The sequence below is a fragment of the Bacillus cereus genome (assembly GCF_007678085.1).
Taxonomy (GTDB): domain Bacteria; phylum Bacillota; class Bacilli; order Bacillales; family Bacillaceae_G; genus Bacillus_A; species Bacillus_A cereus_BE.
The window spans coordinates 656,674-679,798 of the sequence record NZ_VEDW01000003.1; the positions used below are offsets into that span (position 1 = coordinate 656,674).

Consider the following 23,125-nt stretch of genomic DNA (forward strand, 5'->3'; position numbering starts at 1 on the left):
GTGAACATTGTTCCGCGCGTTTTTTGTCTATCTAAAAGCGTGCTGCAATGAATAGAAGATTGGGGTTATGAGTTTTAGAGGAAATAAGGGAGGAATTCAAATGTATTTACACGGCACAAGCCGAATCAATGGGCAAGGACACTTAGAAATTGGAGGGTGCGATACGACGCAGCTAGCAAAACAATACGGAACACCACTTTATGTATACGATGAAGAGTCTATTCGAGGAAAATGCCGCGCGTTTCATCGTGCTTTTAAAGAAAGTGGTTTCTCTTATCAAGTAGCGTATGCAAGCAAGGCGTTCTTGTGCATGGAGATGTGCCGAGTGGCTCGTGAAGAGAATATGTCATTAGATGTTGTTTCTGGCGGAGAATTATATACTGCGTTGCAAGCAGGATTTCCGGCATCACGCATTCATTTTCACGGCAATAATAAAACAGAAGAAGAGATTGTGATGGCTCTTCAGGCGAATATTGGCTGTTTTGTCGTAGATAATTTCTTAGAATTAGAAATTTTGCATGATTTAGCAGTGCAACACGGGAAATTTGTGAACGTATTAATTCGTGTAACGCCTGGAGTAGAGGCGCACACACATGAATATATTACAACAGGCCAAGATGATTCGAAATTTGGATTTGGCGTGTCAAATGGTCAAGCGATGCAAGCAATTGAGCTTGCTTTACAAAAATCAAACTATAATGTGTTAGGAATTCATTCACATATTGGATCGCAAATATTTGAAACGGCTGGATTTGTTCGAGCGATTGAAGTTCTTCATCAATTTTTAGAAGAAGTGAGAGAGAGAGCGAACTATGTAGTAAAAGTATTAAATGTGGGCGGAGGATTCGGAATACGCTACACAGAATCAGATACACCATTAACTCTTGAGACATATGTGCGAGCTGTAACAAGTGCAGTGAGGGAACAATTTACAGTATGTAATTATCCCTTGCCAGAAATATGGGTTGAACCAGGCCGTAGTATTGTAGGTGATGCTGGAACGACAATTTATACAGTTGGATCTGTGAAAGACATTCCTGGTATTCGGAAATATGTATCAGTGGATGGAGGGATGACTGATAATTTAAGACCTGCATTATATAACGCTCGTTATGAAGCGATGTTAGCGAATCGAGGAAATGATGAGAATGAGGAAGTTGTTTCGATTGCAGGAAAATGTTGTGAGAGTGGAGATATGTTAATTTGGGATATTACTCTACCGAAAATTGCTACGGCCGATTTATTAGCAATTTCTTGTACAGGGGCATACGGGTACTCGATGGCGAATAATTATAACAGGATTCGTAGACCAGCTGTCGTCTTCGCGAAAGGCGGCACATCACAAATTGTTGTAGAGCGCGAAACATATGAAAATATTATTGGGAACGATCGCATACGTATTAAAGAACTGGTTTAAATAGGGAAAAAGGAGTTGTTCGGATGGGCAATTCCTTTTTTGTAAAATAAAATAATTAAAATATATCGGAAAACTAGGATTGAAAAAAATCTGAATTGTGATAAAATACAAATACAAAGCTTATCAAGAGAAGCGGAGGGAACTGGCCCGACGAAGCTCGGCAACCTGCTTATAGAAAGCAAGGTGCTAACTCCAGCAAAATGGAATCCATTTTGAAAGATAAGGTAAAATATATTACCGAACAGTCTTTTCGAAATGGGAAAGATTTTTTTTATGAATAAAAAGGGGGGGCTGTTCGCGTGAGCGTACGGGAACATTTTGAGGAAGTATCTGAGAAGATTCAAGCGATGCTTGCTGATATGAAATATGGTTCAATTACAATTGTTGTGCAAGATGGGAAAGTCATTCAATTAGAGAAAAGTGAAAAAGTACGTTTAAAGTAAAAAGCGCTGACTAGAAAAACTAGAGGCGGTTTTAACCTATGTCATTAGGTTAAAACCGTCTTTTTGCTTTTACAGGGGGAAAGAACATGTTGACGTATGAAACGTGGGAAGAAAATAACATTTCATTTTCAGAAGAAGATGAAACGAAAGGCGCGCTATCTGTATTAAGTTGGGCTTATAAAGAATATAAAAGTGAAATTGTATACGCATGTAGCTTCGGAGTGGAAGGAATGGTATTGCTGCATCTTATAAACCAAGTAAATCCATCTGCTAAAGTTGTATTTTTAGATACAAATGTTCATTTTCGAGAAACGTATGAATTAATTCAAAAAGTGCGGGAAAGATTTCCTTCATTAAATATTATAGAAAAACAACCGGAACTTACACTTGATGAACAAGCGAAGTTGCATGGTGAGAAATTATGGGAAAGTAATCCGAATCTCTGTTGTAAAATTAGAAAAATTTTACCGTTAGAAAAATCATTAGCAGCAGAAAAAGCGTGGATATCGGGCTTAAGGAGGGAACAATCAGAAACACGTAAGCATACAAAGTTTATAAATCAAGATCATCGCTTTCAATCTATTAAAGTTTGTCCGCTCATTCATTGGACGTGGAAAGAGGTATGGCGATATGTATACAAATATAGCTTGCCATATAATCCGCTGCATGATATTGGATATCCAAGTATTGGGTGTGAGAAGTGTACGTTACCTGTAGGTGAGGGTGGCGATTCGAGAGATGGTAGATGGGCCGGGAAAGTGAAAACTGAATGCGGTCTACATTACCAATAAGATGAATTTGAAAATAAAGCTAAGAGGGGATTTAGAAAATGAGCACAAAGAACGAATTAGTAAATCTTATAAACGAGACATATGACGTATCACAAATTGAAAAAGAAATTCAACTAGACAACATTGCGTTAAGTGATTTAGAGCTATTAGCGACAGGGGGATATAGCCCGCTTATTGGTTTTTTAGGAAAGAAAGATTATGACTCGGTCGTAGAAACGCTTCGCTTAGCAAATGGGAGCGTTTGGAGTATACCGATTACGTTACCAGTAACAGAAGAAGTAGCAGAAAGTCTGAAAGCTGGAGAGGAAGTAAAACTTGTTAACGCCGGAAATGTATATGGTGTCATTCAAATAGAAGATATTTTTGTACCTGACAAGGAAAAAGAAGCGTTACTTGTGTATAAAACAACGGATGAGGCTCATCCAGGAGTGAAAAAATTATATGAACGACCGAACGTTTACGTTGGAGGAGCTATTATTCTTACGAAACGCTTTGAAAATAATCCGTTTCCTTCTTATCATTTAGATCCAATTGAAACGAGAGAAGAATTTACAAAACGTGGTTGGAAAACAGTGGTTGGATTTCAAACAAGAAATCCAGTACATCGTGCCCACGAATACATTCAAAAATCAGCTCTTGAAATTGTAGATGGTCTCTTTTTAAATCCACTCGTTGGGGAAACGAAGTCGGACGATATTCCTGCTGATGTAAGGATGGAAAGCTATGAAGTATTACTTCAAAACTATTATCCGAAAGATCGTGTCTTTTTAGGTGTATTTCCTGCAGCGATGCGTTACGCAGGACCGAGGGAAGCTATATTCCATGCATTAGTCAGAAAGAATTTTGGATGTACCCACTTTATTGTAGGGCGCGACCATGCAGGAGTAGGAGATTATTACGGGACTTATGAAGCGCAAGAAATCTTTACAAACTTTACAGTGGAAGAGTTAGGGATTACACCGTTATTTTTTGAACATAGTTTTTACTGCACGAAATGTGAAGCGATGGCTTCCACGAAAACATGTCCGCACGGAAAAGAGGATCATGTCATTTTATCGGGTACGAAAGTAAGAGAGCTATTAAGGAACGGTGAGGTTCCGCCAAGTACATTTAGTCGTAAAGAAGTAGTAGAAGTGCTAATTAAAGGTTTGAAAAAAGAAGTAGTAACAGAATAGGGAGAGAATGTGATGGATACAAATATTACTTGGCATACAGCATCTGTTTCAAAAGATGAGAGAAGAGTAAGAAATGGGCATCATAGTTTTGTAGTTTGGTTTACTGGTCTATCAGCTTCAGGTAAATCTACGGTGGCGAACGCGGTTGCTCGTAAACTATTTGAAAAGAATATTGGAAATTATGTACTAGATGGGGATAATATACGCCACGGTTTAAATAAAGACTTAGGTTTTTCTGAAAGTGATCGTATGGAGAATATAAGACGGATTGGCGAAGTGGCGAAGCTATTTGTAGATCAAGGTACTGTTGTTCTTACAGCGTTTATTTCACCATTTCGAGTAGACCGAAAACAAGTTAGAGATTTATTAGTAGCAGATGAGTTTATAGAAGTGTTTGTAAAGTGTCCAATTGAAGAGTGCGAAAAGCGTGATCCGAAAGGGCTGTATAAAAAAGCAAGACAAGGTGATATTAAAGAGTTTACAGGTATTGATTCACCGTATGAGGAACCAGAGAAAGCGGAATTAATTGTAGAAACGCACAAGTATTCGATTGAAGAATGTGCAGAACAAATCGTGAAGTACTTACAAGAGCGTAGTTTTATCCCGCGTTAACGGGCTGTAAAAACTCCCATTTCAAAATTTAGCTAGGGCAAAGAAGTTAGGTGGGAGATGAACTGCCCGTAAATGCCCGATTGGTTAAGGCTAATAATCAGTGGGGGATGAACACCCCCCACTGATTAAAGTTTCACTTTATATAGGGGGATTAAAAAATGAGTTATGAAAAAGTATGGGCTAACAATGAAAAATTAAATCAAACTGAGAAAAATAAATTAAAAAAAGATGGATTGGAAATCTTTAATGATATTCCTTACTATGCAGAGAATGGCTTCGAATCTATTCCGAAAGAAGAGTGGGACGCATTCAAATGGGCAGGGTTGTATTTACAAAGACCGAAAGAAGCTGGTTATTTTATGATGCGTGTAAATATTCCTTCAGGGATTATTACGAACGCACAGGCGGAAGTGCTTGCTTCTATCGCTGAGGATTATGGGCGTGACGTAATAGATATTACGACAAGACAGGCGATTCAGTTTCATTGGTTAGAAATTCATCAAATTCCAGATATTTTTAAAAGATTAGCGAGAGTTGGGTTATCTTCAGCTGGGGCTTGTGGTGATATAACGCGTAATATTACAGGGAATCCACTTGCTGGTATTGATGCAAATGAACTGTTTGATACAACGGGTATTGTGAAAGAGGTATATGATTATTTCCAACATAATGAAGAGTTTTCTAACTTACCACGTAAATTTAAAATGTCTATTAGTTCTAACATTTATAACTCAGCAAACGCAGAGATTAACTGTGTTGCATTTACACCTGCTACGAAAGAAATAGATGGTGAGAAAAAAGTTGGTTTTCATATAAAAGTAGGTGGTGGATTATCAGCTCGTCCATATTTAGCTGATGAATTAGATGTATTCGTTTTACCAAAAGAAGTAAAGACGGTAGCGATTGCGATTGCGACGGTATTCCGTGATTTTGGATACCGTGAAAAACGTCATTTAGCCCGTTTGAAATTTCTAGTTGCAGACTGGGGAGCGGAGAAATTTAAAGAGAAACTAATAGAGTATACAGGACCATTGCAAAGTAAAGGAGAAAGTGCTCTCAAAGGTTGGAATGCTGGATACTTTTATGGTGTTCAAGATCAAAAACAAGATGGACTAAAATATGTAGGTTTTAATGTGCCGGTAGGACGTCTACATGCAAAAGAAATGTTTGAGATTGCAAAAATTGCTAAGAAGTATGGAAATGGACAGATTCGTACATGTAACTCGCAAAACTTCATTATTCCGAATGTTCCGCCAGAAAATGTAACGGGTTTACTGAATGAGCCGTTGTTTGAAGCGATATCAGCAAGTCCGAAATCGTTTATTGGTCATGCGGTTTCTTGTACTGGTATTGAATATTGCAATCTTGCATTAGTAGAAACGAAAGAAAGATTACGTAAAATCGCCGAATACTTAGATACACAAATTGCACTCGATGTTCCGGTTCGTATTCATATGGTAGGATGCCCGAATTCATGTGGTCAACGTCAAATTGCTGACATTGGATTACAAGGGGTGAAAATGAAAACGAAGGAAAAAGGGATTGTTGAGGCATTTGAAATATATGTAGGTGGAACGTTGTTAGATGGCGGTGCTTACAATCAAAAGTTAAAAGGAAAAATAGATGGTGAGGATCTACCTGATGTACTTGCATCATTTATAAGTTATTTTAAAGAGAATAAATTACCAGCTGAAACGTTTTATGATTTTGTCGGTCGTATCGGTGTAGAGACATTACAAATAGCCTTAAATAACGTGCTAGAAGAAGTAATAGCGTCTTAGGAGGGACAATATGGATTTATATCGATTTGAAGCTGTGTTAGTAAATAGTATTGTTCCGATTGTTGTTGTTGCTCAAAGTGAAGAACAGGCGTTTAAGCTCGCGGAGATGGAGCTTGAAAAGCATTTTTTACCGCTGCCAGAAGTAAAGGAGATTTCTCTATTTGAAAAAAAGAAGATTCGAAAAGGTGCGGCATTTGTTATTCATGAGTAGGGAACAGGTAATAGGAAATAATGAAAACTTCCATTCGTATATAAGGATGGAAGTTTCACTTTAATAGTAGAAATGAGGAGAGATGATGGGGAAGGTTTATATCGTTGGAGCAGGTCCTGGTGATCCAGATTTAATTACTGTGAAAGGATTGAAATGCATTAAGAAAGCAGACGTTATTTTATACGATCGTCTCGTAAATAAAGAGTTGCTTTCCTATGCAAAGCCTGAAGCGGATTTAATTTATTGCGGAAAACTACCAAATTATCACACGATGAAACAAGAGACAATTAACACGTTTCTTATTAAATATGCGAAAAAAGGAAAAGTTGTAACGAGGCTTAAGGGCGGCGATCCATTTGTATTTGGTAGAGGGGGAGAAGAAGCTGAAGCGTTAGCGAAGCAAGGTGTGCCGTTTGAAATTGTTCCTGGTATTTCAGCTGGAATAGCTGCACCTGCTTATGCTGGCATTCCAGTGACGCATCGTGAGGCAAGTGCAAGTTTTGCTATTGTGACGGGGCATAGGAAAGAAAATGCTGAAGAAGAAGTGAAGTGGGAAAATTTAGCGAAAGGTGTAGAGACTTTAGCTGTATATATGGGGGTTAGCAATTTACCCTACATATGTGAACAACTGATGAAGCATGGAAAAGATAAAAGTACACCTGCTGCTATTATTGAGCGGGGAACGACATCAATGCAGCGCACAGTTGTCGGGACGTTAGGAACAATTGTAGATGTTGCGAAAAAAGAGCACATTCAAAATCCAAGCATGATTGTAATTGGAGAAGTGGTCCGTTTTAGAGAAAAGATCCATTGGTTTGAGAAACAGACAGAAAGTACGTATCAAGTAAGCGGAGTGTTATAAAATGAAAGCCATCTTATATATATGTCATGGAAGTCGTTTGAAAGCAGCTAAAGAAGAAGCGATTGCGTTTATTACGTCATGCATGAACCGTGTAGAGGCAAATATTCAAGAAGTTTGTTTTTTAGAGTTAGCGAGTCCAACTATTGATGAAGGTTTCCGTACGTGTGTGGAGCGTGGTGCTACAGAGATTATTGTTATTCCAGTTTTTCTATTAGCGGCAGGTCACGTGAAAAAAGATATCCCGTTTGAATTAGAAAAGTTAAATAATCAATTTTCGAATGTTAAAGTGACCTACGGTAATCCGTTTGGTGTATCAGAAACACTCGTTAAATCAGTGTATAAAGGAAGTGGCATCGAACAGGAAGAGACGAATGAAGTGACGTTACTTCTCGTTGCGAGAGGGAGTAGCGATCCTGAAGTATTAAAAGATATAAACTGGATCGCTTCTTTATTTCAAACGGAAGAGAAAATTAAAAAAGTAGAGGTTTGTTATTTAGCGGCCGCCGAGCCAAAATTTGAGGAGAAGTTAAAGGGAGTTGTAGAACGAAAAGAAAAGAACATCGTTGTGTTGCCTTACTTGTTATTTACCGGTTTACTTATGAAACATATTGAAAAAGAAGTACGCCAATACGAGTCGGATGAGATAAAAATAAGTCCGTATTTAGGAAAGAATGAGGCGTTTCAATATATGTTAATTCAGAAAACGAAGAAGTTATTGAAGGGAGATCAATATGTATCCACTTACAGTGCGAGTTGAGAAGAAACGTGTTGTTGTCATTGGTGGAGGGAAAGTCGCGGGATTTAAAATTATTCCTTTACTAAAACAAGGTGCGGATATAGTTGTGATAAGTCCTGAATTGGATGCAAATTTAGTAAAACTAGTGGAAGAAAAGCAAATTCGTTGGTATCAAAGGGAGTATGAAAAAAGTGATATTAAAGACGCTTTTTTAGTTGTTGCAGCGAGTGGTGATGCCGTATTAAATGAACAAATTGCCGAAGATAGCGCAGAAAATCAATTAGTAAATGTTATTACGAACCCGGAAAGTGGGAATGTTCATTTTCCAGCGGCGATTCATCGTGGATTACTGAATGTGGCTGTGTCTACTGGAGGAGCGAGTCCGAAACTGGCAAAAAAAATTCGTGATGATATCGCAAATAAATATGATGAGGCGTATGAAGTGTATCTTGATTTTTTATACGAAGTTAGAATAAAAGTGAAAGAATTACAAATAGAGAAAAAGCAGAGAAATATATTGTTGCAAGAAGTATTAAAGTCGGTATATGTTCAAAATGAACAAAAAAGGGAATTGTTTTTACGAGAATTAGAGAGAAGAGTTCATATAGGATAATGAATAAATTGTACTTTACAACTATAAAAATATAATTTATAATCACAAGTAACTTTAATAAATGAAATCGATGAGCAAGAAGAGTATGTATATTTGATACGTTCAGAGAGCTGGGGTAAGGTGTGAGCCCGGTACGATAAAATATACAGAATGGGCTTGCGAGAGGTATGTTGAACATTGTAGTAGGCAACCCGGGTTCCGCCGTTAAAAGGATAGAGTATCGGAATTTTCCTGTACTTGAACAAGTGGGATTTATCAATCCAATTGAGGTGGTACCACGGTATTTACATTACATATATCGTCCTCTACATGCATATTTGCGTGTAGGGGACTTTTTTATTTTCTAAAGGAGGTGTGCGAGTATGAAATGAAAGTGTATAATTGATAAAAGTTTAAATATTCAGAAAAGGAGAAATTATGATGAAAGAAACACAGCAATGGACGTCGAAAATAGGCTTTGTACTCGCAGCAGCCGGAGCCGCAGTAGGTCTTGGTGCCATATGGAAATTTCCATATGTTGCAGGTAATGGTGGGGGAGGCGCATTCTTCCTTGTATTTTTACTATTAACTTTATTTATAGGTATGCCACTTCTTTTAGCTGAATTTGTTATTGGACGTAGCACGCAAAAAGAGGCAGTTACAGCATATAAAGTATTGGTACCAAATAGTAAGTTATATCCTTGGATTGGTCGCATGGGAGTTGTTACTTGTTTTAGTGTACTATCATTTTATAGTGTTGTAGGTGGATGGATTTTACTGTACTTATACTATAGTGTTACAGGAAGCTTCTGGAATGGTGTTGTTGATTACGGGAAATTATTTGGTGAAACGATTTCAAATCCAGTCAGTGCGATTGGAGCACAATTTATCTTCATGCTTTGCACTATTTTTGTTGTAAGTAAAGGTGTCGAGAAAGGGATAGAAAAAGCAAGTAAGTATATGATGCCGCTATTATTTATTTTGTTTATTGCGATCATAGTTCGTGCTTTAACACTTGATGGTGCTTTTGCTGGGGTAGAGTTCTTCTTGAAACCAGATTTTTCAAAGTTGACAGCAGATACGATTTTATACGCGATGGGACAATCGTTCTTCTCGCTAACAGTGGGTGCCTCAGTAATGGTCACGTATAGTTCATATTTGAAGAAAGAAGAACATTTAGCTAAATCAGCAACATCTATTGTAAGTTTAACTGTTTTTATTACAGTGCTTGCAGGATTAGCAATTTTCCCGGCGATTTTCGCATTAGACGTTAAGCCGACTGAAGGACCAGGACTACTGTTTATCGTCCTTCCAGCAGTATTTGCGAAAATACCATTTGGACAATTTTTCTTCATTATGTTTTTAGTTTTATTCTTCTTTGCAACATTAACATCTGCGATTTCCATGTTGGAAATTGTAGTAGCATCTGTTGCCAAAGATAATGAGAAAAAGCGTCCGTCGGCATCATTATTAATTGGTATTCTTATTTTTGCAGTTGGAATCCCGTCAGCATTATCGTTTGGAATTATGAGTGATGTGAAAATATTTGGTAAGACATTCTTTGATTTCGTCGATTTTGCGGTAAGTAATGTATTACTGCCACTCGGAGTACTAGCCATTTCGTTATTCGTACCAAATAAAATGAGTAAAGAAATGCTAATGAAAGAATTAGAAGTTACGGAAACGAAAGGGAAAACATTATTTAATATTTGGTTCTTCTTGCTTCGTTACGTTATTCCGGTAACTGTAATTATTGTATTTTTAAATGCGATAGGCGTATTTAAAATGTTTGCATAATAAAAAGACGGAGATTTCTCCGTCTTTTTATTATGTTGTAGGTGTATTTAATAAAAGATTATGCGCTTTATAGGGTATTCATATGATTCACTCCGTAAAATATAGGCATTTAGTTGTAGTCTGTGTGGAATGCCTATAGTGTGTGAAGGGAAAAGAAAAAACTCGGTGTGCACCGAGTTTTTTTCTATAATCCGATATAAGGAGATGGATCAACTGCATTTGTTTTGCCGACATTCCATTCTCCAAGGTGAAGTTCGAAGTGTAAGTGTTGTCCGTATGATTGGCCAGTGTTCCCCATAAATCCAAGTTGAGTGCCTTGTTTTACAGTTTGTCCATTTGATACAGAACGGCTACTCATATGAGCATATACTGTCGTGTATGTTTTTCCGTTTATACGGTGAGATAAGTACACAACGTTTCCGTAACTAGATGATAACTCTGAGCGAATAACAACGCCATCTGCAGCGGCTATAATTGGAACAGTTCCTGAAGCGGCAATATCGATTCCTTTATGGTTATCTAAAGAACGTGCGCCAAACCCAGAAGTTTTTGATCCAGCTGCTGGTTTAATAAATCCACCGATGTTTGTATCGTGAGGTACCGGAGCGGCTTGAGCAGGTGTGGCAGCTTGTTTGCGAGCTTCCTCTGCCTTGCGAGCTTCTTCAGCTTTACGAGCTTCTTCTGCGCGTTTTTCTTCTTCAATTGCTTTTTGAACAGCTTGACGCTGGTTTTCTAAAATGCCTTTGGATTCTTCTAACCCTTCAATCTCTGAATCTACTTTTGCTACTTTCGTATGTAGATCGTTAATAAGAGTTTGTTGCTGTTGTTGGTTATTTTGTAATTCTTGCTGTTTTTGTTCTAATTTTTGCTCTGATTCTTTCAGTTGTTGCTCTTTTTTCTCGACAGCCTCTTTTTCTTTCGCCACAGCATTTTGATCAGTTGTTTGTTTTTTCACAATATCAGTATCGTTGTTTAAAATTAAACTTACAGAGTACATATTATCAACAAGATCAGCGATATTTGTAGAAGTTGTAATTACCTCTGTAATAATATTTGTACGAGGTTTTTCTTGCATAGATTGTAAACGTTGCTTAATAACTTCCTGGCGCGTATCTATGTTTGTTTGTAATTGCTCTATATGTTTCTTTTTTTCAGTAATTACTTGTTGTGTTTTACTAATTTCTTTTTTTGTATCATTTAATTCAGCTTCGTTTTTATTAATAGAAGTAGTTAAATCGTCAATTTTCTTTTGTAATTCTTGAATTTCTTTTTCTATTTGATCTTTCTCAGCTGATTTATTTTGTAAGTCATTTTGTTTTCCTTCTAATTCAGATTGAATATTAGATAATTTATCTTGATTCGTTTCAGCGTATACGGGTGAAAGTAGCGGAGAAACAAAAATCGTTCCTGCTGCTAAAACACTAAACGCTGCAAATTTCTTTTTCATGGTTGCCTGGCTCCTTTCCCTATGAATGTTATATATCATAAGAAGAAGAGTGTCTATCGTTGTAACCATAATGTAAAGAAAAATTTATAAAATTGCTAAGTTTTGTCGGAATTTATCATCTTTTAATGATAATTGTCATGGTGGATACGCTTTTTTGTTCGTGTAACAAGGATGTATTTTTTGGTTTTTCTTGTAAAATAAAGGAAAAAACATTTGTTTTACATAGTAAAATAGTAGATAGGAATCCAATAAAACACTGATAAGGAATCGTTCTCATGTGAGGTTTTCTGACATGGGTTTTGTTTTTGTCAAGAAAATTATTTGCGTTCGGGCAAACTTATTTTGTTGTCAGATTTTAAATTTTGATTTATGATTTTTAACAGGGACAAAATGTAGTGAATTGTCGAATAATATGTAATACTCTTAATTTCGAGTTTTATAGAGATAGAATGAGAGATAGAGTGACACATCGAAGAGGGGGTTACAACAAATATGAAAAGAATAGGACTTGCATGGCAAATATTAATTGGTCTTGCGTTAGGTATTGCAGTTGGGGCGATTTTCTTTGGCAATCCGGCAGTGGTGAGTTATTTACAACCAATTGGTGATATTTTTATCCGATTAATTAAAATGATCGTTGTACCGATTGTTGTAGCAAGTATTGTTGTTGGAGTTGCTGGTGTTGGCGATGTTAAAAAATTAGGTCGACTAGGCGGAAAAACAATTATTTACTTCGAAATTATTACAACAATTGCAATTATTGTCGGTCTATTAATTGCGAATATTTTCCAACCAGGAAAAGGCGTAAATATGGAGCAATTAACAAAGACAGATATTTCCAAATATACACATACGACAGAGCAAGTACAAAGTCATTCATTTGCAGATACATTTGTAAATATTGTTCCAACGAACATTATGAAGTCATTAGCTGACGGAGATATGCTTGCTATTATCTTCTTCTCTGTATTATTTGGTTTAGGTGTAGCAGCAATTGGTGAAAGAGGAAGACCGGTTCTTCAATTTTTCCAAGGTGTAGCTGATGCAATGTTTTACGTAACAAATCAAGTTATGAAATTTGCACCATTTGGGGTGTTTGCGCTAATTGGAGTTACAGTTTCTACATTTGGTCTCGCTTCATTAATTCCGTTAGGGAAATTATTAATTGTAGTATACGGTGCAATGATTTTCTTCGTTGTAGTTGTATTAGGGATTACAGCGAAAATATTTGGAATTAACATTTTCCAATTCTTTAAGATTTTAAAAGACGAGCTGATCTTAGCTTATTCTACAGCTAGTTCAGAAACAGTTTTACCGAAAATCATGGAGAAAATGGAGAAGTTCGGTTGTCCGAAAGCAATTACATCTTTCGTTATTCCGACAGGTTATTCATTTAACTTAGATGGATCAACTTTATATCAAGCAATTGCGGCTATTTTCTTAGCTCAAATGTACGGTATTGATTTATCTATTACACAACAAATTACATTATTACTTGTATTGATGGTAACATCAAAAGGTATCGCAGGCGTACCGGGCGTATCATTCGTTGTATTATTAGCGACACTTGGTACAGTAGGTATTCCACCTGAAGGTTTAGCATTCATCGCTGGTATTGATCGTATTTTAGATATGGCTCGTACAGCAGTTAACGTTGTAGGTAACTCTTTAGCAGCTGTAGTTATGTCTAAGTGGGAAGGTCAGTATGACGCTGAAAAAGGACAGGCCTATTTGAAAGAAATTTCTAATAAGCAAGCAGCTTAATTATAATTTGAACAAGCTCTCACATAATATGTGGGGGCTTTTCTATATAGAAGGGAAGCGGACGTAATGAAACGTAAATATGGTGACGGTTCTTCGTGGAAGCGACTAATAGAGAAAGATTATACGGTTAAGCAAATAGAAGAGGGAATGCTAGGAATACTGGAAATAAAAAAGGTGAGAGAACCTAGTTGTAAAGAATATGATGGTAAAAAACTTTGTATTGCAGGGAATCAATATACGTGGATTCAATATTTCGTAGACGGGAAAAACTTTGCGATTACAGCTATGTTAGATGATCGGAAAAAATTAGTGCAATATTACATCGATGTGGCGAAAGAATATAAAATTGATGACCGTGATTTACCGTATTTTGATGATTTATATTTAGATGTGGTGTTATTACCGAACGGTAAGATGTATGTACTAGATGAAGATGAGCTAGAGGATGCCTATAAAAGTGGCGATGTTACAAAAGAAGAGTACGAGTTAGCTTGGTACACTACGAAATGGATAATAGATGCAATAAAAAATAGTGAATTTTATTGGATTTCAATATTGGAAGAAGAAATCAAAAAGTTAAAATGATTGTTGTATTCAAATTTTTGCATAATTACCAAAAAAAACTATACAAAAAATAATTGACTTTTGTTTTGTAAGCGAGTAAAGTTAGGGAAGAAATTATTATTAAAAAATAAATATGAAACCTTCTTATAAAGAGAGGCGGAGGGACTGGCCCTACGATGCCTCGGCAGCGGACTCGATTTCAGAGTGCTGTGCCAAATCCAGCAAGCATGTGCTTGAAAGATGAGAAGAGTGTTTCTTATAGATGTATAAGACCTCTTCTCATTGGAAGAGGTCTTTTGTTATTCATTAGAAAAAGGTTGAAACTAGGGAGAGATGGTACTTTGAAAGAAACGAGAGGAAATGGTTTGGCTTTATTACCACTTGGGATATTTTTGGCGCTATTTATTGGTTCTGGAATTATTACAGGTGATTTCTATAAATTGCCGATACTTGTAGCAATTTCAATTGCTGTAGGAGTCGCTTTAGCAATGAATCGTAAAGAGAGCTTTAATGTAAAAGTAGAACGATTCGCTAAAGGTGCAGGGAACCCGGATATCATGATTATGGTTCTGATTTTTGTATTAGCAGGAGCGTTTTCTGAAACAGCAAAAGGAATGGGTGGCGTTGATTCTACAGTTAACTTAGCGTTATCCATTTTACCGCAAGGATTTATCGTAGCTGGAATTTTTGTTATAGGTGCATTTATTTCATTAGCGATGGGAACTTCAATGGGAACAATTGCTGCATTAGCACCAATTGCTGTAGGTATTAGTGGGCAAACTGATATCTCCATTGCACTTACGATGGCTACTGTTGTTGGCGGAGCGATGTTTGGTGATAATTTATCATTTATTTCAGATACAACGATCGCAGCTGTACGTTCACAAGGAACAGAAATGAAAGATAAGTTTAAAACGAACTTTTTAATTGTATTACCAGCAGCTATTATTACAATTGTACTATTAGTAATTGTCACTTTAGGAAGCGACACGCAGATAAAAGCACATAGCTTTGACTGGATAAAGATTTTACCTTATGCAGGAGTACTTATTACAGCGCTACTTGGCTGGAATGTACTTATTGTATTAACTGGTGGAACTGTACTATCTGGCGTTATCGGTCTTTTAGATGGTAGTTACACGTTAGAGAGTTTCTTTAAAAGTGTAACGACTGGAATGGGCGGTATGATGGAGTTAGTGTTACTTGCTATTTTAATTGGCGGTATGGTCGAACTGATTCAATATAATGGTGGCATTCAATATTTAATGAATATTTTAACGCGTAACATTCGTTCAAAAAAAGGAGCAGAGTTTGGTATCGCTGGCTTAGTGAGTATGACGAATATGTGTACAGCGAATAATACGATTTCGATTATCTTTACAGGTCCGCTTGCGAAAAACATTGCAGATCAATATGAAATTGACCCTCGTAAATCAGCGAGTGTATTAGATCTTTTCTCATGCTGTGTACAAGGATTAATACCGTATGGTGCGCAGATGTTAACGGCAGCAGGATTTGCGGCGTTATCTCCAATTGAATTGTTACCATATGCGTTTTATCCGATCTTAGTTGGAGTATGTGGAATCATTTCTATATTAATTGGTTTCCCAAGGTTTTCTAAAGTAGCGGGAAAGAAAGAGTATCACAAAACAGCATAATTTAAAATGAAGTTTATGAATCGTAACGAAAGCCGTACAGAGAATGTTCTCTGTACGGCTTTTTTATGTGCGATAAAAGATTGAATCATCCTATCCTACCGCATATTTTTACAAAAGGCTGAATGCAACTCAGTCTTAAGTCTGAGTCGAAAACGGTTCTTAAGCTCGTTATGGAAAAGTGAAAAAATAGTTAAGATAAGAGTATCAAATCGAAGGGAGGCAAGCACAAGATGAAACAATTTCTAGCGTTTATCGCGGCTGGTATTTTAGCTTTAATTGCTCTTGGCAGTCTTGCTGGTATTATAGGATTCGCAATCGGAGCAGGAGTTGTGTACTGGAGCTATAAATCATTTGTGCGAGCACAATCATTTTTTGGAAAGTTAGCTTGGGGTATTGTTGGTTTAATCGGCTTGTCCATCGCCCTTTCTCATTCCCCAGCATTAATCGGTATCGCAGCATTAGTAGTTTTATACTACGGGTACCGTGAGTGGAAAAAAGAAAAAAATGTAGTTGTTGATTCTGCACCAGAAAGTTCTAAACCATATAGCAACTTTGAAGATGAGTGGAACAAGTTAATGAAAAACTAATAAAAAATTAATAACAATCAAATCAAATTTATAAAGTAGAAGAGAGGAAGATTATAATGAAACAATCTTTATTCGGACGTGTACGCGATGCAATTTTAGCAGATTTTCATAATGTATTAGATGAGAAAGAAAGAAAAAATCCAATCGCGATGTTAAATCAATATTTACGTGATAGTGAGCGTGAAATAACAAAAATTGAGAAGTTAATTGAGCGCCACAAAACATTAAAATCTAATTTTGCTCGTGAGCTTGAGCAAGCACGTTATTTTGTTAATAAAAGATCAAAGCAAGCGATCATCGCTCAAGAAGCAGGCGAATTACAACTACATGAGCGTGCGTTAGAAGAAGTAGCGTATTATGAAGGGCAAGTAACTCGATTAGAAGAAATGTATGCAGGTGTTGTAGATCAAATTGATGAGTTAGAACGTCGTCTTGCTGAGATGAAAAATAAATTAAAAGAAATGCACGCAAAACGTATGGAATTAATGGCACGTGAAAATATGGCACATGCAAATCGTCGTATGAATACAGCGATGCATAAAATGGATGAAAACAATCCGTTCTTACGCTTTGAAGAAATTGAAGATCATATTCGCGACTTAGAATCACGTATAAATGAGGAGCATGAACGTGACACATTTGATATGAAGATTGCAAAGCTTGAGCGTGAAATGAAAGAAAAGAATGATGTACCGTTAACGAAAGAGTTAACAAAATAATAGTAGTATATTATAAAACAGGCTTATGATATAGTGATAGGAGAAAAGGTGTTGGAAAGCAATGCCTTTTCTTCTATGTATATGTGACAAGAAGGGGGGGAGCTGAAATGAAGAAACATTTTTCAAAAACACAATTAATGGGGATGCTCCTCATCATATTTGGATTCGGTCTTTTTCTTGATATGATACTTGGACATTTTGAACCAGGTGGTCTCATTTTTGCATTTATTATGCTTATGTTTGGAAGGCATTATCGTAAAAAGAATCGTTATGTACGGGGAAATGTATTTTTATTTGTTGGTGGTATCGTATTTTTATTTTTCTTATTTTCATCAGCAGCATTTGTTCTTGTCGTATTCGCTTGTTTAGCTTTAATTGGTTATCAATTGATTCAACAAGGACACAAGCAAAAGGTAATGAAGGTTGAAATTAAAGAAAAAGGGATTATAGACGAAGAGAAGCAAATATATCGTACAGAACCATATTTGAAAAATATGTTTGTAGGTAATGTACGAATGATGGATCATATTTATGAACTTGAGGATATTAATGTTCAATATGGTGCTTGTGATGTGGAAATAGATTTAACAACTGCTATGATTCCAGAAGGAGAGACGGTAATTGTTATTCGGGGTGTCGTTGGTAATATTCGTTTATATGTGCCATATGATATTGAACTGTCTTTAAATCATTCTGTTATTGTCGGACGGGTGCTCCTGCCAGGACATGAAGAGACAGGGTTTAACCGAAATGTTACATTTAGAACAGAGCAGTATAAAGAGGCTCCTCGTCGTATTAAAATTATTTCTTCGCTTGTCGTAGGCGATACGGAAGTGAGGAAAGTATAATGAAGAAACAAAAAAATATTTCATGGATGTATATTCGTTATTCTATGTTGTCCTCTGTTAGTATCGCACTTATTTGTACAATTGTATATGTATGGAAAAGCGAGCAAAAAGTGTATGATTTATTATGGAAGGAATCCATCGCTTCTGTTCCAATTGGCTTGTTTATTATGACTACAAGTTTACTTATCGGGGGAATTGTAGGATATGCAATCGGTTACTATATAGAGCAGCGTATACAAGGATTAAATACGTTTTTATTTGAAGTAGAGCGAGGGAATTTTCCGAGCGATGTTTCGTTTACTGCAGATGATGAATTTCATGAAGTGGAACGAAAAGTAATCGGTCTTGCTCGTCGATTAGAGGAGCAAGCTGGACTCTTTCAAAAAGTAACAAATGAACGAGCTCATTGGAATGAAGAGATGAGACAAGAAGCGATTTCTCAAGAAAGGCATCGATTGGCGAGGGAGCTGCATGATTCTGTTAGTCAGCAGCTTTTTGCAATGTCAATGATGATGTCGGCTATTAATGAACAAGTAGCTGAAATTCCAGAAACGACGAAAAAGCAGTTACAGCTTGTTGAAAATATGGTTGTAAATGCACAATCAGAAATGAGAGCATTGCTTCTTCATTTACGCCCAGTGCAGTTAGAAGGTAAGAAACTAACAGAGGGCATAGAAGAGTTATTAACAGAACTGTCTAGAAAACAACATATGAAAATTGAATGGTTAATTGAGCCAATAGAATTGAAAAAAGGTGTAGAAGATCATTTATTCCGCATTGTACAAGAGGCGCTGTCTAATACTTTACGGCATGCGAAGGCAAAGAAAACGGAAGTGCGTCTTCGAAAAATTGATCAATATGCAATATTGAAAATTATTGATGATGGCGTTGGATTTGAAGTCGGAGTTAATAAAGCTGGTTCATATGGTTTAAGATCAATGCAAGAGCGTGTTCATGAAATTGGTGGGACATTAAAAGTGCTTAGTTTTCCGGCTAAAGGTACGCAAATAGAAGTGAAAGTACCGATTATGATTGAGAGAGGGGGAGAATCATGATAAAAGTATTACTAGTGGATGATCATGAGATGGTTCGAATGGGTGTATCAGCATATTTATCAACACAGTCAGATATTGAAGTAGTTGGAGAAGCTGAAAATGGAAGAAAAGGTGCAGAGTTAGCTTTGCAATTAAGACCGGATATTATTTTGATGGACCTTGTCATGGACGAGATGGATGGGGTTGAAGCAACACGTGCTATTATTCAAGAATGGCCAGAAGCGAAAATTGTAGTTGTAACGAGCTTTTTAGATGATGAGAAATTGTATCCTGTTATTGAGGCGGGAGCGACAAGTTACTTATTAAAAACATCAAGAGCGAGTGATATAGCAGACGCTGTACGAGCTACTTACGATGGAGAAACGGTATTAGAGCCAAAAGTGACTGGTAAAATGATGTCTCGTATGCGTCAGAAGAAAGAACAACCTTTGCATGAGGAGCTAACAGAAAGAGAGTCTGAAATTTTGTTATTAATTGCAGAGGGGAAAAGTAATCAAGAGATTGCAGATGAATTGTTTATTGCCCTCAAAACAGTAAAGACACATGTGAGTAATATATTAAATAAGCTAAATGTAAGTGACCGGACACAGGCGGTTATTTATGCGTTTAGACATCAATTGACGAAATGATAAAGTGAAACTAATAATCAGTGGGAGGAGTTATCCCGCTGATTATTAGTTTGCAACAAATCTTTTTATTGACGTTAATAAATGTAAGCGTTATCATTGAGTTGTTAACAGTACATACAAAGGGGAGAATGTATATGTTAGTTCAAACTATATTTGGCATGGATAAGTCTAAAAAATTAGGGGATTATGTAAACGCATTACAAGCGCTTTGTGAACAATATAATGTTGAAACAGATAAAATTGCAATTGTTGAGGCGACAGAAGAGTACTATTTATTTTTAGTAAAGCAAGAAGATTGCTATGATGTTGTCAAAGTAGAAACAGTGGATACAAATATCGACTACTATACGAAAGCTTATAAAATAAGCAGCTTTAATCATACTGCTTATCAAATGTAAAAAAACTCCCATTCGGGAGTTTTTTTAGGATGCTTTTGCTTCATGAGATTCGGTTAGTAAAGGAACTTTTTTTGCGCCGCTTAGCTTAGCGATTATAAGGCCGATAAGGGCTCCGGCTAATGCTGGTATTAACCAGCCAATTCCTTCATTATATAAAGGGATAAATTCAAAATATGGTGTGATAAATGAAATTGAAATACCACCTTGTTTTAATCCATCAAATACGCTAACCACTGCTGCTCCAATTAAAGCACCTACATAAACAGAGCGATATCCACCGAAATATTTATGAAGTAACGATAGTAGCACGAGTACAATCGCAATTGGATATACGACAAGTAGGATTGGAACAGAGATAGCAATAATTTTTGTTAAACCTAAGTTGGCAACTAATAATCCTAATGCGCAAATGATGCTAGCGAACATTTTGTATGAAAATTTAGTCAATAATGTTGAGAAGTATTGACTACATGCAGATACAAGTCCGACACATGTTGTTAAGCAAGCGAGAGTAACGATTAGAGATAATAGAAGCAAACCGTATGGACCGAATAATTGTTGTACGATAACAGTAAGTAATTGTCCGCCATTTTTTGCATATCCGAGAGAGACGCTAGTTGCACCGAGCCAGCCAAGTGCACCATATACAAGTACGAGACCAGTAGCGGCAATAAGTCCTGCTTTCGCTGTCGCGATGGCAATCGATTTACGATCCTTCACACCTTTAGAGCGAATGGCATTTACAACAATAATGCCAAATGCAAGCGCAGAAATGGTATCCATCGTTAAGTATCCTTCCATAAAGCCTTTGAAGATTGGAGAAGTTTGATACTCTTGCATTGCTTGTCCTGATTGCCCAAGTGGTGTAAATACACTTTTAACAAATAATAAGAAAATAGAGAGTAATAAAATAGGTGTTAATATATTTCCGATACGATCGACAAGTTTAGATGGATTTAAACTAAGCCAAAATACGATAGCGAAGAAAATGACTGTGTATAAAAATAGTGCTAGGTTACTAGAGCGAATTGTTTCTGGTAAGAAAGAACTCACACCCATTTCATAAGCGACATTTGCAACGCGTGGAATTCCCATAGAAGGACCAATTGCGATGTATACAACTACAGTAAAGAAGATTCCGAATAATGGGTGAACATGACTTGCAAGTTGTTGCATACCATTTCCTGATAAAGAAATTGCAATAACGGTTAATAGTGGTAAACCGACTCCTGTTAGTAAAAATCCAATCATTGCTGGCCAAAAGTTTTCACCTGCATTTTGTCCAAGCATGGGAGGGAAAATTAAATTACCTGCCCCAAAAAATAAAGAAAATAGCATAAGACCCGTGGAAAAAATATGTTTTTTTGATACAGTGTTCATTGTTTTTCCTCCTTTTTAAATTCATTTGTAAGAACACAAAAAACTCGTCCCTAAAGAAAGGGACGAGTTATATTTACCCGCGATACCACCCTAATTTATACATGTAGAAATTAGTCTATATGTATACGGCTTTACAACGTACAACATGATACGTGTTCCTTGTAACGGGGGAAAGCCGGTAAGAACTTACTGTAACATTCGGTTCTACTTCTCGGAGATGATTTTCGGCTACGCACTGAACGTTGGCTTTCAGCAAATCGCCAACTCTCTGGGGGACAGTCCTATAACGTACTCGTTCTCGTCAATGAATTTTTATTCAAGTATTCTGACAGTATTGTTACATGTTTTTTTTTGAAAGTCAATATTTTTTTGAAAGATATATTTATATCCAGAAATATCGAATGAGATATTTGTTGCAGTAAAGGGAATGGTGAATTGTAAAATGGGAGTGAAATTTTGTAGAGAATTGTAAAATTTGTGGAGAAAGTTGATATTTATAGGAGTAAAGAAGGTATTGTTTGAATTTACAGAGAATAATACAACAATCCACTTGCTGGAAAGAACAAACCAAAAGAGGTGACTGAAATGCTTGCGATGGGAGTATTATTTGGCATTATTGCTATAATTGGTTTTATGTGGTTATATTATTCGCGTTCGTTTAAACAAGCAGAAGTTTTACTCTTTCAAAAAGGTAGTTTGTTGACAAATCAGTCTAGATATTTAGTATGTCCGAAGTGTGGAAGTGCACAGGCCAGAAGTGGAGGATATCAAGAGTGTTGCAAAATTAGATTATGAAAGAAGGAAGCCTCACATTATTTTGTGAGGCTTCCTTCCTTACAATTTCATAGCGCTCCAAATTGTCCACCGATCTCTTTCGATAATAGGAGAGACGTTTTGCAAGGCAGTCTGTACTTGTTGTAGAAGTTGAGAAAGTTCATGATCCGTTAATTCGTATAGAATGGATCGACCTGTTCGAGGTGATAAATCTTGTAGCAATGCTTCTACAGAATCATGTATTTTTCGTACTTCCCATTGTGTTTGAGTGGGGAACACGTGAAGAAAATATTTTTGTAATTCTTTTTGTATCGTGGTGGTTTTTGGACGTCTTTTTGATTCAATTTCAATGAGTTTTGGAAAGATAGAGAAAAAATATCCACGAATGTGTTCGGGGCTTCCTGGAATTGTACAATCTTCAATGGTTCGGTCTTGTACAATAAGTACACCGTTTTTCTTTAATATACGAGAAGCTTCACGTAGAAATGTAGGAATGTCGTGTAAATGATGAATAACTGCGCGCGAAATAACAATGTCGAATGTATCATTAGGATATGGGACGCTATGCGCATCGCCGTGAATGAATGAAATGTTTGAAAAGCCGTTACAATTTTCTTTTGCAGCTTGTAATATTTCTTTGGAAAAATCAAGCCCAACAACACCTTTTGCTCCCATAAGAGCAAGTTCTTTCGTATAAATTCCGCCACCACAGCCGATATCAATTATTTGCTTGTTTTGTATATTTGTAATACTTTTTATCATTTCTCCCCAAGAAATATGGGCGTTTCGCTGTGCGTATGTGTATTTATTATTTGCATCATGAAAATTAATGGACATGAAAAAGACCTCCTTTCAATGCTTAGTATAGCGTATTTTATAGTGTGT

The 23,125-nt window shown here is 36.6% G+C and carries 24 protein-coding genes, 2 riboswitches and 2 other annotated features; of the genes, 21 read left to right on the forward strand and 3 right to left on the reverse strand.

What is annotated here, in order from left to right; all coding sequences use genetic code 11:
* Positions 1 to 100: 100 nt before the first annotated feature.
* The 11 genes from lysA to FS742_RS17090 all read left to right on the forward strand — a co-directional run bounded on the left by lysA (position 101) and on the right by FS742_RS17090 (position 10,417).
* Entirely contained in the window at positions 101 to 1,417 is a 1,317-nt protein-coding gene (lysA, locus tag FS742_RS17035; RefSeq protein WP_144613834.1) for a diaminopimelate decarboxylase, read from the forward strand.
* 117 nt (positions 1,418 to 1,534) lie between these two features.
* Positions 1,535 to 1,643, forward strand: a riboswitch (SAM riboswitch).
* 73 nt (positions 1,644 to 1,716) lie between these two features.
* Positions 1,717 to 1,860, forward strand: coding sequence for a YezD family protein (locus FS742_RS17040; RefSeq protein WP_000116163.1), 144 nt, complete (start codon positions 1,717 to 1,719; stop codon positions 1,858 to 1,860).
* An 86-nt stretch (positions 1,861 to 1,946) separates the two neighbouring features.
* Positions 1,947 to 2,651 carry a phosphoadenylyl-sulfate reductase gene (locus FS742_RS17045; protein WP_144613836.1) on the forward strand — a complete coding sequence of 235 codons (705 nt, stop codon included), beginning with the start codon at positions 1,947 to 1,949 and terminating at the stop codon, positions 2,649 to 2,651.
* Between the two features lie 38 nt (positions 2,652 to 2,689).
* A complete protein-coding gene (gene sat, locus FS742_RS17050) occupies positions 2,690 to 3,826 on the forward strand; it encodes a sulfate adenylyltransferase (protein WP_144613838.1) in 1,137 nt (378 codons plus the stop codon).
* 12 nt (positions 3,827 to 3,838) lie between these two features.
* The gene (gene cysC / locus FS742_RS17055) at positions 3,839 to 4,438 is read left to right on the forward strand and encodes an adenylyl-sulfate kinase (protein ID WP_144613840.1); all 600 of its coding nucleotides are present in this window, start codon (positions 3,839 to 3,841) and stop codon (positions 4,436 to 4,438) included.
* A 158-nt stretch (positions 4,439 to 4,596) separates the two neighbouring features.
* A complete protein-coding gene (locus FS742_RS17060) occupies positions 4,597 to 6,219 on the forward strand; it encodes a nitrite/sulfite reductase (RefSeq protein WP_144613842.1) in 1,623 nt (540 codons plus the stop codon).
* 10 nt (positions 6,220 to 6,229) lie between these two features.
* A complete protein-coding gene (locus FS742_RS17065; protein ID WP_000366917.1) occupies positions 6,230 to 6,430 on the forward strand; it encodes a DUF3906 family protein in 201 nt (66 codons plus the stop codon).
* Between the two features lie 85 nt (positions 6,431 to 6,515).
* Entirely contained in the window at positions 6,516 to 7,292 is a 777-nt protein-coding gene (gene cobA, locus FS742_RS17070) for a uroporphyrinogen-III C-methyltransferase (RefSeq protein ID WP_144613843.1), read from the forward strand.
* 1 nt (position 7,293) lies between these two features.
* Positions 7,294 to 8,049 carry a sirohydrochlorin chelatase gene (locus FS742_RS17075; protein ID WP_144613845.1) on the forward strand — a complete coding sequence of 252 codons (756 nt, stop codon included), beginning with the start codon at positions 7,294 to 7,296 and terminating at the stop codon, positions 8,047 to 8,049.
* Positions 8,024 to 8,641: an NAD(P)-binding protein gene (locus tag FS742_RS17080; protein ID WP_144613847.1), complete on the forward strand. Its 618-nt coding sequence runs from the start codon at positions 8,024 to 8,026 to the stop codon at positions 8,639 to 8,641. Before FS742_RS17075 ends, FS742_RS17080 begins: the two co-directional genes overlap by 26 nt.
* A gap of 61 nt (positions 8,642 to 8,702) precedes the next feature.
* Positions 8,703 to 8,950, forward strand: a binding site (T-box leader).
* Between the two features lie 111 nt (positions 8,951 to 9,061).
* On the forward strand, positions 9,062 to 10,417 hold the full coding sequence (locus tag FS742_RS17090; protein ID WP_144613903.1) for a sodium-dependent transporter: 1,356 nt from the start codon (positions 9,062 to 9,064) through the stop codon (positions 10,415 to 10,417).
* Between the two features lie 184 nt (positions 10,418 to 10,601).
* Here the strand turns inward: FS742_RS17090 and FS742_RS17095 are convergent, their stop codons facing one another.
* Positions 10,602 to 11,864 carry a murein hydrolase activator EnvC family protein gene (locus FS742_RS17095; protein WP_144613849.1) on the reverse strand — a complete coding sequence of 421 codons (1,263 nt, stop codon included), beginning with the start codon at positions 11,862 to 11,864 and terminating at the stop codon, positions 10,602 to 10,604.
* A gap of 492 nt (positions 11,865 to 12,356) precedes the next feature.
* On the opposite strand from FS742_RS17095, the gene gltP reads away from it, so the two are divergent.
* From gltP to FS742_RS17140, 9 genes are all read left to right on the forward strand, one after another.
* Positions 12,357 to 13,628, forward strand: coding sequence for a glutamate/aspartate:proton symporter GltP (gene gltP / locus FS742_RS17100; protein WP_098096779.1), 1,272 nt, complete (start codon positions 12,357 to 12,359; stop codon positions 13,626 to 13,628).
* Positions 13,629 to 13,694: 66 nt separating this feature from the next.
* Positions 13,695 to 14,213, forward strand: a complete 519-nt coding sequence (locus FS742_RS17105; protein ID WP_144613851.1) for a ribonuclease FAU-1 family protein — start codon at positions 13,695 to 13,697, stop codon at positions 14,211 to 14,213.
* A 120-nt stretch (positions 14,214 to 14,333) separates the two neighbouring features.
* Positions 14,334 to 14,439: riboswitch (SAM riboswitch) on the forward strand.
* Between the two features lie 94 nt (positions 14,440 to 14,533).
* Complete coding sequence (locus FS742_RS17110; protein ID WP_033659650.1) at positions 14,534 to 15,850, forward strand: Na+/H+ antiporter NhaC family protein; 1,317 nt, start codon at positions 14,534 to 14,536, stop codon at positions 15,848 to 15,850.
* Positions 15,851 to 16,080: 230 nt separating this feature from the next.
* Complete coding sequence (locus tag FS742_RS17115) at positions 16,081 to 16,437, forward strand: lmo0954 family membrane protein (protein WP_000808634.1); 357 nt, start codon at positions 16,081 to 16,083, stop codon at positions 16,435 to 16,437.
* A 56-nt stretch (positions 16,438 to 16,493) separates the two neighbouring features.
* Positions 16,494 to 17,156 (forward strand): PspA/IM30 family protein, encoded by a 663-nt coding sequence (locus FS742_RS17120; RefSeq protein WP_144613853.1) that lies wholly within the window; start codon positions 16,494 to 16,496, stop codon positions 17,154 to 17,156.
* 107 nt (positions 17,157 to 17,263) lie between these two features.
* Complete coding sequence (gene liaF / locus FS742_RS17125; protein ID WP_144613855.1) at positions 17,264 to 18,004, forward strand: cell wall-active antibiotics response protein LiaF; 741 nt, start codon at positions 17,264 to 17,266, stop codon at positions 18,002 to 18,004.
* Complete coding sequence (locus FS742_RS17130; protein ID WP_144613857.1) at positions 18,004 to 19,059, forward strand: sensor histidine kinase; 1,056 nt, start codon at positions 18,004 to 18,006, stop codon at positions 19,057 to 19,059. Before liaF ends, FS742_RS17130 begins: the two co-directional genes overlap by 1 nt.
* Positions 19,056 to 19,688 (forward strand): response regulator, encoded by a 633-nt coding sequence (locus FS742_RS17135; RefSeq protein ID WP_144613859.1) that lies wholly within the window; start codon positions 19,056 to 19,058, stop codon positions 19,686 to 19,688. Before FS742_RS17130 ends, FS742_RS17135 begins: the two co-directional genes overlap by 4 nt.
* Before the next feature lie 59 nt (positions 19,689 to 19,747).
* On the forward strand, positions 19,748 to 20,086 hold the full coding sequence (locus FS742_RS17140; RefSeq protein ID WP_144613905.1) for a DUF3922 domain-containing protein: 339 nt from the start codon (positions 19,748 to 19,750) through the stop codon (positions 20,084 to 20,086).
* A gap of 24 nt (positions 20,087 to 20,110) precedes the next feature.
* Here the strand turns inward: FS742_RS17140 and brnQ3 are convergent, their stop codons facing one another.
* Positions 20,111 to 21,466: a branched-chain amino acid transport system II carrier protein BrnQ3 gene (gene brnQ3, locus FS742_RS17145; RefSeq protein ID WP_144613861.1), complete on the reverse strand. Its 1,356-nt coding sequence runs from the start codon at positions 21,464 to 21,466 to the stop codon at positions 20,111 to 20,113.
* 55 nt (positions 21,467 to 21,521) lie between these two features.
* Positions 21,522 to 21,780: a binding site (T-box leader), on the reverse strand.
* A 271-nt stretch (positions 21,781 to 22,051) separates the two neighbouring features.
* Between brnQ3 and FS742_RS17150 the strand changes: the two genes are divergently transcribed.
* A complete protein-coding gene (locus FS742_RS17150) occupies positions 22,052 to 22,261 on the forward strand; it encodes a hypothetical protein (RefSeq protein WP_000880630.1) in 210 nt (69 codons plus the stop codon).
* A gap of 39 nt (positions 22,262 to 22,300) precedes the next feature.
* Here the strand turns inward: FS742_RS17150 and FS742_RS17155 are convergent, their stop codons facing one another.
* On the reverse strand, positions 22,301 to 23,077 hold the full coding sequence (locus tag FS742_RS17155) for a class I SAM-dependent methyltransferase (RefSeq protein WP_144613863.1): 777 nt from the start codon (positions 23,075 to 23,077) through the stop codon (positions 22,301 to 22,303).
* Positions 23,078 to 23,125 lie beyond the last annotated feature (48 nt).